The following is a 15,468-nucleotide window of genomic DNA, read 5'->3' on the forward strand; positions in this document are numbered from 1 at the left end:
GTTCATCTGTGCGGGGGACGGCGATCCGTGAGAGCGCCGTCTCTGGCGGTAGGGGTCTGCGGGCGCCTCAGAGCGCGAGTCGCGCGATGGCGAAGAGGCCGACGGCGGCGGCGCCGTAGCTGAGGCAGGTCATGACAAGGATCAGGATCTTTTCCATCGCGCCATGAACGTAGTCCTCGATCAGCACCTGCACACCCATGTTGAAGTGATGAAAGCCCACCAGGATGGTCAGTGCCGCGATGATCGCCGGGAAGGGACGCGCGAAATAGGCGGTCACCTCTTCATAGGTGCCCCCCAGGGCGCCGCCGAAGGTGAAGATGAAGAGCGGGACAAGGATCAGCAGCGCCACCGAGCTTTTCTTCATCGCCCAGTGATGTTCGGTGCCTGTCTTGGCCGCGCCCCAGCCAATGGCGCGCTTGCGGTCGGTCAGAAATGCCATTGTGCGGGCCTCCTCAGACAACGATGATGGTGAAAAGGGTCAGGACAACAGAGCCGATGATCACGGCCCAGCCCAGCATCTCGGCCTTGTCCAGTTCGAGCATCTTCGCCTCGTCCCAGATGATGTGGCGCACGCCGGCGAGCAGGTGATACCAGAGTGCCCAGACCGATCCCAACATGACAAGGTCGCCGAACCACGAGGTCAGGACCGCATCGGCGGTGGCAAAGTAGGCTTCGGAAGTGGCGGCGGCCAGGAACCACCAGACCACCAGCAGCGCGCCGACCAGAAGGGCATTCCCGGTGATGCGCGTGAGGATCGAACTGATCGATGTCAGCTGGGGGCGGTAGACCTGCAGGTGCGGTGAGAGCGGGCGGTTGCCCCGGTTCACGTCGGCCATGAATGATGTCCTTTCGGTTCCGTCGCCTTCTGTTTAATGCTTTCAAGGGCCGTGTCACGAGGCCCGCTGTCGTATTTCTGCGGTTTTTTGGCGCAATCGGCGGGATTTCTTGACTTTGTGATCACACTTTTGGAGTGCGTGATCACATTTTTGCGCTAACGCGATCCCCGATCCCGCGCGCCCTGTTTGGCAAGTTCGCGCGGAAGATTATGACGGATTCGGTCGGGATAAGCATCAATTCATGGCCGCTGTCATGAAAAATGCCCGGTCCGAACCAATGCCCGGATCACGCGATGTCACGGGACGCATGCCCCGCAATACAGCGGAAAGATGTCAACGTAAGGACGCATCCCGGCAGGGAGGAGGATTTTTGCCCGCGCAGTCAGAACGAGGCGGCAACGATCCCGGTGATCGGACCGCGCGAATACGTCAGTCCGGGAACCCCAGGTGGCGCAGCGCAAGCCGGGCCTGTTCGCGCAGCTTTGGATCCGGCGCTGCCAGGTCTCCGTGGATATCCCGCAGGAGTGAGGAAAAGGATCGTGTGCTGAGCATGCCACGAATAACCCTGGGCACATCCCGTTGAGGCACCTTCAACATGTCCTGCGACGACTTCGGCAATCCGTTCAGGTGCATGGTCCGACCTCCACTCTGCGCCCCGATTCACATTCGTCCGAAGAAACCTGTAAACGAATTGTAACATTCCTCCCAAGAAAAAGACCCCGCAGCCGCCTGGCCGCGGGGTCCTTTGCTGTCTTTGTACTCGATCAGGGCGTGATGCGCCGCATACGGCCGGGTCAGACCGGCATCAGCGCCCAGTAATCGAGGTCAAGAAGCACGTCGGGCAGATACTTGCCATCCGGTCCCTTGAGTTCGAACGGCGCGCCGCCCTTGGTCGCCACCAGCCGCAGGCGAATGGCGCCCACACCGGGGGCCGAAGTTTTCGCCTTGTCCAGCACCTCGGACCAGGCCTTGACGGTATTGCCGGCAAGACAGGGGTTGGCATGGGCGCCGCCGTTCAGACCGGCGATGACCTGCGCATTGGCCAGACCGTTGAACGACAGCGCGCGGGCCATCGAGATGACGTGCCCGCCGTAGATCAGCCGTTGGTCGGGGCGCGCGGTGACGTCGAAATGCACCTTGGAAGTGTTCTGCCACAGGCGCGTAGCCATCATGTGTTCGGCTTCCTCGATGGTGACGCCATCGACATGGTCGATGGTCTCGCCGATCTCGTAGTCGGACAGACGGTGCTTTTCGCCCGCAAGGGTGAAGTCGTAGTTGGTGAAATCCAGGCCTTCTGGCACCACGAGATCCTCTGCCGCCAGACTTTTCTTTAGGTCCGGGATCACTGTCTCGGGCGCAGGCGCATCCAGGTCGCGTTTGCGCAGCATGACCCAACGGGCATATTCCATGACTGTCTCGTTGCGCTGGTTCAGCCCGCGCGAACGGACGTAGACCACGCCGGTACGCCCGTTCGAGTTCTGCTTGAGGCCGATGACCTCGGACTGCGAACGAAGGGTGTCGCCCGGCCAGACCGGTTTCAGCCAGCGGCCCTCGGCATAGCCGAGGTTCGCGACGGCGTTCAGCGAGACATCCGGGACCGTCTTGCCGAAGACGATGTGAAAGGCGGCCAGATCGTCGATCGGCGCCGCCGCCAGACCGCAGGACCGCGCGAATTCATCCGAGGAATAGAGCGCGTGGCGCATCGGATAGAGCGCGTGGTACAGCGCGCGCTCTCCCCCGGACACGGTGCGCGGCACGGCGTGGTCGATGACCTCGCCCACGGTGTAGTCTTCGAAGAAGCGGCCCGGATTGGTCTTGGCCATGTCTCAGTGATCTCCCAGCTTGGTGTCAGGGGTGTAGGTGCCGTCCACCTCCTTCACGACCGCCTGACCACAGCGCATGACGCCATTGGCGGCGTCAAAGGCATAGGTGGGCGCACCGTGCAGTTCCCAGCCCTTGTTCAGGGCGGCGGTGACCTTGTGGCAAAAGGCCGAGGTGTCGTCCTCGGAGAGAAAGCGATAGAGTTTCATGAGCTTATCCGAAGGGGTTGTAGCCAAGCCATTTGTGGATGTAGCCGATCACCATCAGGAGAACGATCGAGGCGACAAGGAAGATCACGTCTTTCTTGATCGGGCCCGGTGTGGGTGGTGTCCAGTTTGGCACGGCGCGGTTGATGACGATCATTTCGACGATGGCCCAGACGGCCAGACCACCGAAAAGGACAAGGCTGGGCACGTCGCCATTCACCAGGATGTGCGCCACGGCCCAGAGGAAAAAGCCGGTCAGCATCGGGTGGCGCATCCCCGCCAACAGGCGCCCCTTTTTCGGTGCGGGGCTCATCATGAAGATGGCCACGAGGATCAGCAGGTTGTTGATGCCGACACTCGCCGGATGACGGCCCCAGAAAAAGGCACCGTCGGCCATCCGGTAACCGAAGATCATCATCACCACGCTGACAAGCAGCGCCAGTGCGACCAGGCCCTTGCCCTTGTCGCCCATCGGTTCGCGAAGGCCGGGGGCCATCCGCTTGAAGAGATGCGCCGCCCACCAGAGCGCGACACCGAGAATCAATAGAAGCATGGCTGGTCTCCCTAGCTGTTCGCCGGGACCCTGCTGTTAATCGGCCAGGGCCGCAATGGCCTCGGCCTTGGCGAGGGTCTTGCGGGCGGTTTCGACATGCAGGTTCTCGACGATCTTGCCATCGACCACGGCAACCCCCTGCCCTGCCTTCTCGGCCTCCTCGAAGGCATCGATCTGGCGCCGGGCCAGGTCGATTTCCTCGGCGCCGGGGGCAAACGCGGCATTGGCGATGTCGACCTGGGCGGGATGGATCAGCGTCTTGCCATCCATGCCCATGTCGCGGCCCTGGGCGCATTCCTCTTGCAGGCCAGCGTCATCCTTGAAGGCATTGTAGACGCCATCGACGATGACCTTGCCATGCGCCTTGGCGGCCAGCACGCAAAGCCCGAGCCCGGTCAGCATCGGCAGCCGGTCGGTGCGAAAGCGGGAATTGAGTTCCTTGGCGAGATCGTTGGTGCCCATGACCATGCCCTGCAGGCGCGGATGGGCGGCAATCTGGTTCGCGGCCAACATGCCGGCCGGCGTTTCCATCATCGCCCAGAGCGGCTTGTCCGTCAGCTCTGCCAGGGCGTCAAGCTGGGCGGTGGATTCGACCTTGGGCAGCAGGATGGCGTCACAGTCCATCGCGGCGGCGGCCTTGGCATCGGCCTCGCCCCATTCCGTGTCGAACCCGTTGATGCGCACGATGCGCGTCCGGTTGCCATAGGGGCGGGTCAATGCCTCTGCCAGGGTCGCGCGGGCCGCAGGTTTCTCGGTGGGGGCGACAGCATCCTCGAGGTCGAAGATGATGGCGTCGATGGGCATGGCACGGGCCTTTTCCAACGCCCGCTCCTTGGAGCCGGGGATGTACAGAACGGAACGGTAAGGGCGCGCGCGCAGGTCCATCAGAGCCTCCTCGTGAAATAATGTTGCGCGGTAATGCGCATTTTTGGAGGGATAATTCAAGGCCGAATTCGCCGCATTGCAGCAATTCGGCATATTTTGGTGCACAATGGTGCCGAAAGCGGGGCGGACTCGACGCAACGCACGGTGCGTTAACCTGATTGTAGCGCGACCGGGTGGACGATGATCCCATGCCGTCAAAGCGGCAAGGCGGGTCGGGCCACAGGGGCGGCACGCCGAAACCGAGGGGACCTACCCTGTGCCGGGCGCGCGGCAAAGCCGCGTCATCATCCGCCCGGCGCGCAGCCGAAAGGTGACATTATGACTGAGAAATACATCAAGCTCGCGATGCTCTCGGCAGGTCTTGTGCTGGGCGCGGCCACTTATGTCGAGGCACAGAACCCGCGCCATTGCGCCCCGCGCGACCAGGTGATCGATCGCCTGTCCACGAAATACGGTGAAACCCGACAGAGCATGGGGTTGGGCGCCAACAACGCGGTGATGGAGGTCTTTGCCTCTCTCGAATCCGGCTCGTGGACGATCACGGTGACGATGGCCAACGGAATAACCTGCCTTGTCGCCAGCGGGCAATCCTTCGAGGAACTGGCCGAGGCCCTGCCGCCCAAGGGGGACGATGCGTGAAGCCAAGGGAACCGGGGGCCCGCGGGGCGTTCCGGTTCCATGACCGTTCAGGTCAGCGCATCGAAGACCAGTTTTGCGCCCGTCAGGGTCAATGCGACGTAGGCAATGCCGAAAAACAGCCGTTCGGGCAGCATGTGATGCGCCTTGACCCCCAACCATGTGCCAAGCAGCGCAAAGGGGATCAGGAACAGGTCCAGCTTCAGCATGTCCCAGGTGAAGATCCCCATGCCGGCATAGATGCCGGATTTCGACAGGTTCACCGCCCAGAAGATCAGCACGGTCGTTGACTGGAAGGTCGTCTTGCCCAGTTTCCGACCCAGCAGATAGACCGAGGCCGCCGGCCCGCCCGCGTGACTGACGAAACTGGTGAAGCCCAGCAAGCCCCCCAACGCCAGCCCCACCCCGGGAGAGAATTCGGTCTCGCCCAACCGGATCAGTCGCGTGGCCTGCGCCATCCGCCAGGCCACGAAAAGCAGCGCGATCGATCCGATCAGCAACCGGATCGCATCTGGGTCGGTCCATGCATAGAAGAGCGCGCCGAGAATCGTGCCCGGGAGCGAACCGATCAGCAGCACCCGCACCGACTCCCAGTCCCACTTGCGCCAGTAGGCCGGCAGGCTGGCCACGTCGATCAGCATCAAGAGCGGCAACATCAGCCCCAGCGCAACGCCCGGATCCAGCACGATCGCCAGAATCGAGGCGCTGGCAAAGGCCACGCCAGAGCCGAAACCACCCTTGGAAATGCCTGCGAAGATCACTGCCGGGATCGCCACCGCGAAAACGGAAGGCGTGAAGAGTTCCATGCTTGCCTCGGCGAAATTTTCCCCGGTGACAGGTTCTTATCGTGCCTTTAGCGCTACCTACAAGGCCTCCGGACCAAGCGCCGCAACGCAGCACCCTTGCGAAGCGGCGCGTCTGCGCGTACGCAAAGCGCCAAATTCACGCAAGGCGGAGATGAATTCATGGCCAGACCCAAGATTGCCCTGATCGGCGCGGGACAGATCGGTGGCACGCTTGCCCACCTCGCAGCAATGAAGGAACTGGGCGACGTCGTCCTGTTCGACATCGCCGAGGGCACGCCCGAGGGCAAGGCGCTCGACATCGCCGAGTCCGGCCCCTCGGAAGGCTTCGACGCCGCGCTGAAAGGCACGCAGGACTACGCCGACATCGCCGGTGCGGATGTCTGCATCGTGACCGCCGGCGTGCCGCGCAAGCCGGGCATGAGCCGCGACGACCTGCTGGGCATCAACCTCAAGGTCATGAAGTCGGTCGGCGAGGGCATCGCCGAGCACGCGCCCAACGCCTTCGTCATCTGCATCACCAACCCGCTGGACGCGATGGTCTGGGCGCTGCAGCAATTCTCGGGCCTGCCCGCGAACAAGGTCTGCGGCATGGCCGGCGTGCTGGATTCGGCCCGCTTCCGCCACTTCCTGAGCCTCGAATTCGGCGTTTCGATGAAGGATGTCACCGCCTTTGTCCTGGGCGGTCACGGCGACACCATGGTGCCCTCGGTCCGCTACTCGACCGTTGCCGGCATCCCCCTGCCCGACCTGATCGACATGGGTTGGACCACCAAGGACAAGATCGACGCCATCGTGCAGCGCACCCGTGATGGCGGCGCCGAGATCGTCGGCCTGCTGAAAACCGGCTCGGCCTTTTACGCGCCGGCCACTTCGGCCATCGAGATGGCAGAGGCCTATCTCAAGGACCAGAAGCGCGTCCTGCCCTGCGCCGCATACTGCGATGGCGAATTCGGTCTGAACGGCATGTATGTCGGCGTGCCCACGGTGATCGGCGCCAGCGGCATCGAGCGGATCGTGAACATCAAGCTGACCAAGGAAGAGCAGGAAATGTTCGACACCTCGGTCAAGGCGGTTCAGGGCCTGGTCGAGGCCTGCAAGGGCATCGACAGCTCGCTGGCGTAACCCGCACAGCAGATCGGACTTTCGGAACGCCCGGGCCCCGCGCCCGGGCGTTCCTGCGTTCAGGCCCCCGGATGACGCAAGGACAACAGGGGGCCAACTATCCGGATGGATTGTTTCCCGCATCACGCGACATGGTAGCGCTCGCTGCGAATCACCTGTCCGATAAGGGGTTGCGAATATGTGATCACAGCTTTCGGGGCTGTGATCACAAATGCGGGAAAACCGGCCTTATCTCGCCGATGTGGGAAAATTTCGGTTCTAACCGCCCCCGTAGACTGCCTAGGTAGGGAAAATCCGCAGCAACACGGGGACAGACGACCCATGAACATCCACGAATACCAGGCCAAGGCCCTCCTGCGCAGCTACGGGGCGCCTGTCTCGGACGGCCGCGTTGTTCTGAAAGCCGAAGAAGCCAAGACCGCCGCCGGCGCGCTGGACGGTCCGCTCTGGGTCGTCAAGGCACAGATCCACGCGGGTGGCCGCGGCAAAGGCTCCTTCAAGGAGGCCGACGCCGGCGAGAAAGGCGGCGTGCGCCTGGCCAAATCCGTGGAAGAGGCCGAGATGGAGGCCAAGCGGATGCTGGGCCGTACCCTGGTGACCAAGCAGACCGGCGATGCCGGCAAGCAGGTCAACCGCATCTACATCGAGGACGGCTCGGGTATCGAGACCGAGATGTACCTGGCGCTGCTCGTCGATCGTCAGACCAGCCGCGTGTCCTTTGTCGCCTCGACCGAGGGCGGCATGGACATCGAGGAAGTGGCCGAAAGCACCCCGGAAAAGATCCTGTCGTTCAGCGTCGACCCGGCCACCGGCTACCAGGCCTTCCACGGTCGCCGCATCGCCTTCAACCTTGGCCTGACCGGCAAGCAGGTGAAGCAGTGCGTCGCGCTCATGGGCACGCTCTACAAGCTCTTCCTCGAGAAGGACATGGAGATGCTGGAGATCAACCCGCTGATCGTGACCGACGCGGGCGATCTGAAATGCCTCGACGCCAAGATGGGCTTTGACGGCAACGCGGTCTACCGCCACGCCGACATCGCCGAGCTGCGCGACACCACCGAGGAGGACCCAAAGGAACTGGAGGCCTCCAAGTACGACCTGAACTACATCGCGCTGGACGGCGAGATCGGCTGCATGGTCAACGGTGCCGGCCTTGCGATGGCCACGATGGACATCATCAAGCTCTACGGCGCGGAACCGGCCAACTTCCTCGACGTGGGTGGCGGCGCCACCAAGGAGAAAGTGACCGAGGCCTTCAAGATCATCACCAGCGACCCGAACGTGAAGGGCATCCTGGTCAACATCTTCGGCGGCATCATGCGCTGCGACGTCATCGCCGAGGGCGTGATCGCCGCGGTGAAAGAGGTGGGCCTGCAGGTTCCGCTGGTCGTGCGCCTTGAAGGCACCAACGTCGAGAAAGGCAAGGAGATCATCTCGAACTCCGGCCTCGACGTGATCGCCGCGGACGACCTCAAGGACGGCGCCGAGAAGATCGTGAAAGCGGTCAAGGGCTGATCAACGGATCCCCCCCGGTGCCTTTCGGGGCACCGGGGGTCCTTGCGCGAGAGTGGCGGGACGCCCGCCGCGATCCGCACTGTCCCGGCCCGATCCAGAACTGAGAGCCTATCCAGACATCGTCATGCCCGACGCCATCCTTCATATCGGCTTCAACAAATGCGGCTCGACCGCCCTGCAGCAATGGCTGGGCGATCAGGCCTCGGCATTGGCCGACCAGGGCATCTGGTATCGCCGGATGGACCCGCGCACAGACGTTGTCTGCACCAATCCGCAGTTGCAGGTCCTGGCCTGTACGCTGGCCGGCGAAGACGTGCCCGCGCGCCCGATGAACGACGTTCTGGGCATCACCGATCGTGCCAGCCAGGATCGCGTGGCAGAGGACTTCCGCCGCGACTTCGAGGCACGGGTGGCCAGCGGCGGTTTCGACACCTGGGTCGGATCGAGCGAGGCGCTGGTGGGTCGGAACATGACGCCCGCCGCGATGCAGGCCCTGGCCGGCTGGCTGTCCTCGCTGTTCGGCCGTGTCCGCTACGTGGCCTATATCCGCCATCCCGAACCCTGGCTTGTGAGCCTGTACGGCCACCACAAGCGCAGAAGCGGTCAGGGCGAATCCCTCGCGGACTTCGCGCAACGCATCGGCCAGGCGCCCTTTGCCCGGCTTCTGGGCATGTGGCAGCAGGCCGTGGGCCCCGAGGCGCTGGACGTGCGGCTATTCCGCGAAGACTGGCTGCGCGGAAACGGCCTGATCGAGGATTTCGCGCGTGTTCTGGGCCTCCCGGCAGGCGCGGTCGAGACGCGCGCAAAGCGGCTCAACACCTCTTTCCGGGACGGGCTGCGCGGGCTGATGCCACTGGCGCGTGCTCCCAAACGGCCCAGCCTTTCCGCGGAGACCCGCAGCGCCATTGCCGCCCGCAACGCCGAGACGATGGCCTGGATCGAAGGTCACTGCTTTGCAGACCGACGCGCCGAGTTCCGGACCTGGGCCGCACAGTAGACACGCAACACAGACACGACACAGAACGAGAGCCCGCCAGCAAGATGACCGAAACCGCCGCACAGAGCCCCTTCGCCCCCCGTTCCGACGGGACACGGCGCTGTGTCGTGCATATCGGCCTGTCCAAGACGGGCACGACCGCGATCCAGTCGGTGCTGCATGCCAACTGGGGTCTGCTCAAGTCGCGCGGGCTGTTCTTTCCCAATCTCTACGGCGAGCGTTACGCGCAGATTTCTTTGTCGGCCTACGTCCAGCTCGACTCTGGGGAGACGCTGCCACAGTATATCGCCCGCCGCCTGCCGCTGGACACGCCAGAGAAACGCGCGGCCTTCGTGCAGGGTTTCCCGGCCCGGCTGCACAACGCGATCAACGAGGTCGCCAACCTGCAAGGCCCCGGCACGGTGTTGTTGTCCTGCGAGGACCTGTCGCTGAGCGTGCGCACGGATGAACAATTCCGCATCCTGCGCGAACTGATCGAACCGCGGTTCGACGAGGTAACCTATCTCGTCTACATCCGCCGCCAGGAAGACCGCATCCTCAGCCGCTATTCCCAGACCCTGCGCGGGGGCGTGTCGCACACGCTGGACGAGTTCATGCAAAGCCCGGCCCTCTATGACACACGCGCGGTGCTGGACCGCTGGGCGGCCCATGTGGGGCGCGACCGCCTGCATGTGCGCCTGTTCGACCGCAGCACCCTGGTGGGCGGCGACCTGATGCAGGATTTCTTCGGCCTCTTCGGGGTGAACCCGGCCGAACTGTCGATCTCGGAACGCAGCAACGAGGCCTACTGGCCCGAGGCCGTGCCCTTTCTTGTCCGGATGAACAGACTGCTGCCGGAACTCGAGGAACGCCTGCCCGCCGGCTTTCGCGCGCGCCTGGTCCAGGCCCTGGACGGGGCCGCCGCCGGCCGCGAGAAACTGCGCCTGACGCCGGAACAGGCGCAGGAGATCCGCCGCCGCAACGCCCCGCACGAGAAGGCGATCCTGGAAACCTATTTCCCCGAGCGGGAGACGCTGTTCCCCGAGCGTCCATTGCCCGCGCCCCAAGCGCAGGACGCGGACGACGAGGCCGATGCCGTCGCCCGTGTCGCCATCGAGGTCCTGCTGGACTGGTGGGACGAGATGACGGTGGCGAAACGCACCGAAGACGCCGCAAGACAGGAGGTCGATCACATTGAGACTTTCTGACCAGTGGCCCCTTTCATCGCCTGCTTGCAGGCCCAACCCGACGCCGCGCAGCCGCGCTGCTTGATCATCACCCAAAGACAGGAAAGCACATGGCCGTCCTCATCGATGAAAACACCAAAGTGATCTGCCAGGGCCTCACCGGCTCGCAAGGCACCTTCCACACCGAGCAGGCGATTGCCTACGGCACCAAGATGGTCGGCGGCGTGACCCCGGGCAAAGGCGGCCAGACCCACCTGGACCTGCCGGTCTTCAACTCGGTCCACGAGGCCAAGCATGTGACCGAGGCCAATGCCTCGGTGATCTATGTCCCGCCGCCCTTCGCCGCGGATTCGATCCTAGAGGCGATCGACGCCGAGATGGAGTTGATCGTCTGCATCACCGAAGGCATCCCGGTGCTGGACATGATGCGGGTCAAGCGTGCGCTGGAAACCTCGAACTCGGTGCTGATCGGCCCGAACTGCCCCGGTGTCATCACGCCCGACGCCTGCAAGATCGGCATCATGCCCGGCCACATCCACAAGCGCGGCAAGGTGGGCGTGGTCTCACGCTCGGGCACGCTGACCTACGAGGCGGTCAAGCAGACCACCGACGTGGGCCTGGGCCAGTCGACCTGCGTCGGCATCGGCGGCGACCCGATCAAGGGCACCGAGCATATCGACGTGCTGGAGTGGTTCCTGGCCGATGACGAGACCGAGGCTATCATCATGATCGGCGAGATCGGCGGCTCCGCCGAGGAAGAAGCGGCGCAGTTCCTCAAGGACGAGGCCAAGAAGGGCCGTTCCAAGCCGACCGCCGGTTTCATCGCCGGCCGCACGGCGCCTCCGGGACGCCGCATGGGCCACGCGGGCGCGATCGTCGCCGGCGGCAAGGGCGGCGCCGACGACAAGATCGAGGCGATGAATTCCGCGGGCATCGTGGTGGCCGACAGCCCCGCGACCCTCGGCGAGGCCGTGCTGAAAGCCATCGGCTGATCGCGGCGCCGGGCGCCCTGCCCGGCATGACCTGAACAAACGCCCCGGCCCGGAGAACTCCGGACCGGGCACCACAGCAGAAGGCCCCGGATCAGCCCAGGGGCGGTGGAGAGCGAGATGGCACGCAGTGTCACAACAAGGCCGGCAATGGCAGGTTGCCAGGGCGCGCTGGTGGCTTTTGCCCTGATCGCGTTGGCAGAGCCGGTCTCGGCCATGACGCCCGCCGAGGCGCTGGCGTTTTTCGATCGCTACTGCGGTGCCCCCAGTGCAGAAAATGCCAACCCCTTCACGGGCCTGCCCGACGGCTGGACCGAAACCACCGACGCCGAAGGCCTGCGCATTCTGGCGGAATGGCATGTGGCCCGTCGCCTGGCCGATGGCCAGTTGCCGCCCGAGGAAACGCAGGAGGAACTTGCGTTCCAGCGCGACATCATGGCCGGCAGGATCGCCCGCGACGGCATTTTCACGATGACCGATGGCGCGGGCGGTTGGATGTTCATCGCTGACGGGCTGCACCCCGAGTTCAAGGACCGGACTTGCCTTGCCGTCCTGCCCGATGACAACAGCGCCGCCGAAGGGATCGCGGCCGCGCTGCCATTCGTTGCGAAAGGGCAGATGGACGACACAACCGTGTGGCGGTTCGATGCGGGGTACGGCTCTGGCGAAAGCCGCGAGAGTTACCACCGCGCCGCATTTGTCTTCACGGCGACCGATGGCGTGGCATACTGGGGTCTGGACTGGCGCGCGGAGACGTTGCGATGACAGGAACACCCCCGCAAGACGGACAGGGCCGCATGTGGCGTCTGGTGAACCTGCTGACCGGCGCCGCCCTTCTGACGCTCTGCCTTGCCGGTTGGGCCTCCGCCGCCCTGACCCCGGATGATCCCGCCAGATTTACAGACTTGTCCATTCACCCCGGTCCCAACGAATACGGTCCCAACCCCAACGAGGTGCCTCAATGACCGACCAAAGCCCCAATGACCTCTTCCATGCCTCCAGCTTCATGCAGGGGCACAACGCGGAGTACCTCGAACAGATGTACGCCCGCTATGCCGCCGATCCGAACGCGGTCGACGACGCCTGGGCCGAGTTCTTTCGCCAGTTGGGCGATGCAGAGGTGGACGTGCGCAAGGAGGCCAGCGGTCCCAGCTGGGCCCGCACGGACTGGCCGCCCGCGCCCGAGGACGACCTGACCGGGGCACTGACCGGCGAATGGCCCATGCCCGCCGTTCCCGCCGAGGCCAAGAGCGCCGGCAAGAAGATCAAGGACAAGGCCGAGGAACAGGGCGTCAAGGTCACTGACGATCAGGTCCAGCGCGCCGTGCTGGACAGCATTCGCGCCCTGATGATCATCCGCGCCTACCGGATCCGGGGCCACCTGGCCGCCGACCTTGACCCGCTGGGCCTGCGCGACACCTCGAACCACCCCGAGCTGGACCCGAAGTCCTATGGCTTCACCGAGGGCGACATGGATCGCCCGATCTTCATCGACAATGTTCTGGGCCTGCAGATCGCATCGCTGCGCGAGATCCTGTCGATCATCAAGCGCACCTATTGCGGCACCTTCGCCCTGCAGTACATGCACATCTCGGACCCCGAGCAGGCCAGCTGGCTCAAGGAGCGGATCGAGGGCTTTGGCAAGGAGGTCAAGTTCACCCGCGAGGGGCGCAAGGCGATCCTGAACAAGATGGTCGAGGCCGAGGGTTTCGAGAAGTTCCTGCACGTCAAGTACATGGGCACCAAGCGGTTCGGCCTCGATGGTGGCGAAAGCCTGATCCCCGCGATGGAGCAGATCATCAAGCGCGGCGGCAACCTGGGCGTCAAGGAAATCGTCATCGGGATGCCGCACCGTGGCCGTCTGTCGGTGCTCGCCAACGTGATGAACAAGCCCTACAAGGCGATCTTCAACGAATTCCAGGGCGGCAGCTTCAAGCCCGAGGACGTGGATGGATCGGGCGACGTGAAATACCACCTCGGTGCCTCCTCTGACCGCACCTTTGACGGCCACCCCGTCCACCTGTCTCTGACCGCCAACCCCTCGCACCTCGAGGCGGTGAACCCGGTTGTCCTGGGCAAGGTCCGCGCCAAGCAGGACCAGTACCACGACCATGACCGTATCCAGGTCATGCCGATCCTGCTGCACGGCGACGCGGCCTTTGCCGGCCAGGGCGTCGTCGCGGAATGTTTCGCGCTTTCCGGTCTGCGCGGGCACCGCACCGGCGGCACGATCCATATCGTCGTGAACAACCAGATCGGCTTTACCACGGCGCCGCACTTCTCGCGCTCGTCGCCCTATCCCACCGACAACGCGCTGGTGGTCGAGGCGCCGATCTTCCACGTCAACGGCGACGACCCCGAGGCCGTGGTGCATGCCGCCAAGGTCGCGACCGAGTTCCGCCAGAAGTTCGGCAAGGACGTGGTCATCGACATCTTCTGCTATCGCCGGTTCGGTCACAACGAGGGCGACGAGCCCATGTTCACCAACCCGATCATGTACAACAAGATCAAGAAGCAGAAGACCACGCTGACGCTGTATACCGAACGGCTGGTCAAGGACGGGCTGATCCCCGAGGGCGAGATCGAGGACATGAAGGCCGCCTTCCAGGCGCTGCTGAACGAGGAATTCGAGGCCGGCAAGGTCTATCGCCCGAACAAGGCGGACTGGCTGGATGGCCGGTGGAGCCACCTCGACAAGCAGAAAGAGGGCAAGTACCAGCGCGGCCAGACCTCGATCTCCGAGAAGGATCTGGCCGACGTCGGCAAGGCCCTGACCCATCTGCCCGACGGTTTCCCGGTGCACCGCACGGTGGGCCGCCTGCTGGAAAGCCGCGCCAAGATGTTCGAGACCGGCAAAGGGTTCGACTGGGCCACCGCAGAGGCGCTGGCCTTCGGCTCGCTGCAGCTCGAGGGCTACCCGGTGCGCCTGGCGGGCCAGGACTCGACCCGCGGTACCTTCTCGCAGCGCCATTCGGGCATCGTGAACCAGGAAACGGAAGAGCGCTACTACCCGCTGAACAACATCCGCGAAGGGCAGGCCCGGTTCGAAGTGATCGACAGCGCCCTGTCGGAATACGCGGTGCTTGGGTTCGAATACGGCTATTCGCTGGCCGAACCCAATGCGCTGACCCTCTGGGAGGCGCAGTTCGGCGACTTTGCCAATGGCGCGCAGATCATGTTCGACCAGTTCATCAGCTCGGGTGAATCGAAATGGCTGCGGATGTCGGGCCTTGTCTGCCTGCTGCCGCACGGCTTCGAAGGCCAGGGCCCGGAACACTCCTCGGCGCGCCTGGAACGTTTCCTGCAGATGTGCGGACAGGACAACTGGATCGTGGCGAACTGTTCGACACCCGCGAACTATTTCCACATCCTGCGCCGTCAGCTGCACCGGACATTCCGCAAGCCGCTGATCCTGATGACACCGAAATCGCTGCTGCGGCACAAGCTCTGCGTTTCGAACGCCGACATGTTCACCACCAATTCCTCGTTCCACCGGGTTCTCTGGGACAGCGCGGAATCCGGCGAGAGCGAAACCAAGCTGGTGGCGGACGACAAGATCAAGCGCGTGGTATTGTGTTCCGGCAAGGTCTACTACGACCTGCTCGAGGAACGCGACGCGCGCGGCATCGACGACATCTACCTGCTCAGGATCGAACAGTTCTATCCCTTCCCGGCGATTTCGCTGGTCAAGGAACTGGAACGGTTCAAGGGGGCCGAGATACTCTGGTGCCAGGAAGAGCCCAAGAACCAGGGCGCCTGGAGTTTCATCGAACCCAATATCGAATGGGTGCTGGGCCGCATCGGCGCCACGCATCCGCGCCCGCGCTACGTGGGCCGCGCCACATCGGCCAGCCCCGCCACGGGCCTGGCCAGCCAGCACAAAGCACAGCAAGAGGCGCTTGTTGACGAAGCGCTGACAGTGGAAGGAAAGTAAGA

General features: G+C 64.0%; 17 protein-coding genes. 9 read left to right on the plus strand and 8 right to left on the minus strand.

What is annotated here, in order from left to right; genetic code table 11:
• Positions 1-67: 67 nt before the first annotated feature.
• From sdhD to RBB42_RS22530, 7 genes are all read right to left on the minus strand, one after another.
• Positions 68-439 carry a succinate dehydrogenase, hydrophobic membrane anchor protein gene (gene sdhD, locus RBB42_RS22500; RefSeq protein WP_305968816.1) on the minus strand — a complete coding sequence of 124 codons (372 nt, stop codon included), beginning with the start codon at positions 437-439 and terminating at the stop codon, positions 68-70.
• Positions 440-452: 13 nt separating this feature from the next.
• Positions 453-836: a succinate dehydrogenase, cytochrome b556 subunit gene (gene sdhC, locus RBB42_RS22505; protein WP_305968815.1), complete on the minus strand. Its 384-nt coding sequence runs from the start codon at positions 834-836 to the stop codon at positions 453-455.
• Between the two features lie 429 nt (positions 837-1,265).
• A complete protein-coding gene (locus RBB42_RS22510) occupies positions 1,266-1,469 on the minus strand; it encodes a hypothetical protein (protein WP_305968814.1) in 204 nt (67 codons plus the stop codon).
• 161 nt (positions 1,470-1,630) lie between these two features.
• Entirely contained in the window at positions 1,631-2,659 is a 1,029-nt protein-coding gene (locus tag RBB42_RS22515) for a MaoC family dehydratase (RefSeq protein ID WP_305968813.1), read from the minus strand.
• Between the two features lie 3 nt (positions 2,660-2,662).
• A complete protein-coding gene (locus tag RBB42_RS22520) occupies positions 2,663-2,866 on the minus strand; it encodes a DUF1737 domain-containing protein (protein WP_043136354.1) in 204 nt (67 codons plus the stop codon).
• A gap of 4 nt (positions 2,867-2,870) precedes the next feature.
• Entirely contained in the window at positions 2,871-3,416 is a 546-nt protein-coding gene (locus RBB42_RS22525) for an NnrU family protein (RefSeq protein WP_305968812.1), read from the minus strand.
• Between the two features lie 36 nt (positions 3,417-3,452).
• Positions 3,453-4,301, minus strand: coding sequence for an HpcH/HpaI aldolase/citrate lyase family protein (locus RBB42_RS22530; RefSeq protein WP_305968811.1), 849 nt, complete (start codon positions 4,299-4,301; stop codon positions 3,453-3,455).
• Positions 4,302-4,646: 345 nt separating this feature from the next.
• On the opposite strand from RBB42_RS22530, the gene RBB42_RS22535 reads away from it, so the two are divergent.
• Positions 4,647-4,940: a hypothetical protein gene (locus RBB42_RS22535; protein WP_305968920.1), complete on the plus strand. Its 294-nt coding sequence runs from the start codon at positions 4,647-4,649 to the stop codon at positions 4,938-4,940.
• Between the two features lie 47 nt (positions 4,941-4,987).
• On the opposite strand, the gene RBB42_RS22540 is transcribed toward RBB42_RS22535, so the two are convergent.
• Positions 4,988-5,743, minus strand: a complete 756-nt coding sequence (locus RBB42_RS22540; protein ID WP_305968810.1) for a sulfite exporter TauE/SafE family protein — start codon at positions 5,741-5,743, stop codon at positions 4,988-4,990.
• A 159-nt stretch (positions 5,744-5,902) separates the two neighbouring features.
• Here RBB42_RS22540 and mdh point away from each other — a divergent pair, with 159 nt between their 5' ends.
• The 8 genes from mdh (at position 5,903) to RBB42_RS22580 (ending at position 15,466) form a co-directional block, all read left to right on the plus strand.
• Complete coding sequence (mdh, locus tag RBB42_RS22545; protein WP_305968809.1) at positions 5,903-6,865, plus strand: malate dehydrogenase; 963 nt, start codon at positions 5,903-5,905, stop codon at positions 6,863-6,865.
• A 321-nt stretch (positions 6,866-7,186) separates the two neighbouring features.
• Complete coding sequence (sucC, locus tag RBB42_RS22550) at positions 7,187-8,380, plus strand: ADP-forming succinate--CoA ligase subunit beta (RefSeq protein ID WP_305968808.1); 1,194 nt, start codon at positions 7,187-7,189, stop codon at positions 8,378-8,380.
• A gap of 124 nt (positions 8,381-8,504) precedes the next feature.
• The gene (locus RBB42_RS22555; RefSeq protein WP_305968807.1) at positions 8,505-9,377 is read left to right on the plus strand and encodes a hypothetical protein; all 873 of its coding nucleotides are present in this window, start codon (positions 8,505-8,507) and stop codon (positions 9,375-9,377) included.
• 44 nt (positions 9,378-9,421) lie between these two features.
• Positions 9,422-10,564, plus strand: coding sequence for a hypothetical protein (locus tag RBB42_RS22560; RefSeq protein WP_305968806.1), 1,143 nt, complete (start codon positions 9,422-9,424; stop codon positions 10,562-10,564).
• A gap of 89 nt (positions 10,565-10,653) precedes the next feature.
• Positions 10,654-11,535, plus strand: a complete 882-nt coding sequence (sucD, locus tag RBB42_RS22565; protein ID WP_305968805.1) for a succinate--CoA ligase subunit alpha — start codon at positions 10,654-10,656, stop codon at positions 11,533-11,535.
• A gap of 117 nt (positions 11,536-11,652) precedes the next feature.
• A complete protein-coding gene (locus RBB42_RS22570) occupies positions 11,653-12,297 on the plus strand; it encodes a hypothetical protein (protein ID WP_305968804.1) in 645 nt (214 codons plus the stop codon).
• Complete coding sequence (locus RBB42_RS22575) at positions 12,294-12,497, plus strand: hypothetical protein (protein ID WP_305968803.1); 204 nt, start codon at positions 12,294-12,296, stop codon at positions 12,495-12,497. Before RBB42_RS22570 ends, RBB42_RS22575 begins: the two co-directional genes overlap by 4 nt.
• Positions 12,494-15,466: a 2-oxoglutarate dehydrogenase E1 component gene (locus tag RBB42_RS22580; RefSeq protein WP_305968802.1), complete on the plus strand. Its 2,973-nt coding sequence runs from the start codon at positions 12,494-12,496 to the stop codon at positions 15,464-15,466. The genes RBB42_RS22575 and RBB42_RS22580 overlap by 4 nt, the downstream gene beginning before the upstream one ends.
• The last annotated feature ends 2 nt before the right edge of the window (positions 15,467-15,468 follow it).

The organism is Mameliella sp. MMSF_3455 (assembly GCF_030733205.1).
Taxonomy (GTDB): Bacteria; Pseudomonadota; Alphaproteobacteria; order Rhodobacterales; family Rhodobacteraceae; genus Antarctobacter.

What these genes read in the sequence shown, in the direction of transcription:
- sdhD (WP_305968816.1), bottom strand. Translation starts at nt 439, where the DNA reads ATGGCATTTCTGACCGACCGCAAGCGCGCCATTGGCTGGGGCGCGGCC.
- sdhC (WP_305968815.1), bottom strand. Translation starts at nt 836, where the DNA reads ATGGCCGACGTGAACCGGGGCAACCGCCCGCTCTCACCGCACCTGCAG.
- RBB42_RS22510 (WP_305968814.1), bottom strand. Translation starts at nt 1,469, where the DNA reads ATGCACCTGAACGGATTGCCGAAGTCGTCGCAGGACATGTTGAAGGTG.
- RBB42_RS22515 (WP_305968813.1), bottom strand. Translation starts at nt 2,659, where the DNA reads ATGGCCAAGACCAATCCGGGCCGCTTCTTCGAAGACTACACCGTGGGC.
- RBB42_RS22520 (WP_043136354.1), bottom strand. Translation starts at nt 2,866, where the DNA reads ATGAAACTCTATCGCTTTCTCTCCGAGGACGACACCTCGGCCTTTTGC.
- RBB42_RS22525 (WP_305968812.1), bottom strand. Translation starts at nt 3,416, where the DNA reads ATGCTTCTATTGATTCTCGGTGTCGCGCTCTGGTGGGCGGCGCATCTC.
- RBB42_RS22530 (WP_305968811.1), bottom strand. Translation starts at nt 4,301, where the DNA reads ATGGACCTGCGCGCGCGCCCTTACCGTTCCGTTCTGTACATCCCCGGC.
- RBB42_RS22535 (WP_305968920.1), top strand. Translation starts at nt 4,647, where the DNA reads ATGCTCTCGGCAGGTCTTGTGCTGGGCGCGGCCACTTATGTCGAGGCA.
- RBB42_RS22540 (WP_305968810.1), bottom strand. Translation starts at nt 5,743, where the DNA reads ATGGAACTCTTCACGCCTTCCGTTTTCGCGGTGGCGATCCCGGCAGTG.
- mdh (WP_305968809.1), top strand. Translation starts at nt 5,903, where the DNA reads ATGGCCAGACCCAAGATTGCCCTGATCGGCGCGGGACAGATCGGTGGC.
- sucC (WP_305968808.1), top strand. Translation starts at nt 7,187, where the DNA reads ATGAACATCCACGAATACCAGGCCAAGGCCCTCCTGCGCAGCTACGGG.
- RBB42_RS22555 (WP_305968807.1), top strand. Translation starts at nt 8,505, where the DNA reads ATGCCCGACGCCATCCTTCATATCGGCTTCAACAAATGCGGCTCGACC.
- RBB42_RS22560 (WP_305968806.1), top strand. Translation starts at nt 9,422, where the DNA reads ATGACCGAAACCGCCGCACAGAGCCCCTTCGCCCCCCGTTCCGACGGG.
- sucD (WP_305968805.1), top strand. Translation starts at nt 10,654, where the DNA reads ATGGCCGTCCTCATCGATGAAAACACCAAAGTGATCTGCCAGGGCCTC.
- RBB42_RS22570 (WP_305968804.1), top strand. Translation starts at nt 11,653, where the DNA reads ATGGCACGCAGTGTCACAACAAGGCCGGCAATGGCAGGTTGCCAGGGC.
- RBB42_RS22575 (WP_305968803.1), top strand. Translation starts at nt 12,294, where the DNA reads ATGACAGGAACACCCCCGCAAGACGGACAGGGCCGCATGTGGCGTCTG.
- RBB42_RS22580 (WP_305968802.1), top strand. Translation starts at nt 12,494, where the DNA reads ATGACCGACCAAAGCCCCAATGACCTCTTCCATGCCTCCAGCTTCATG.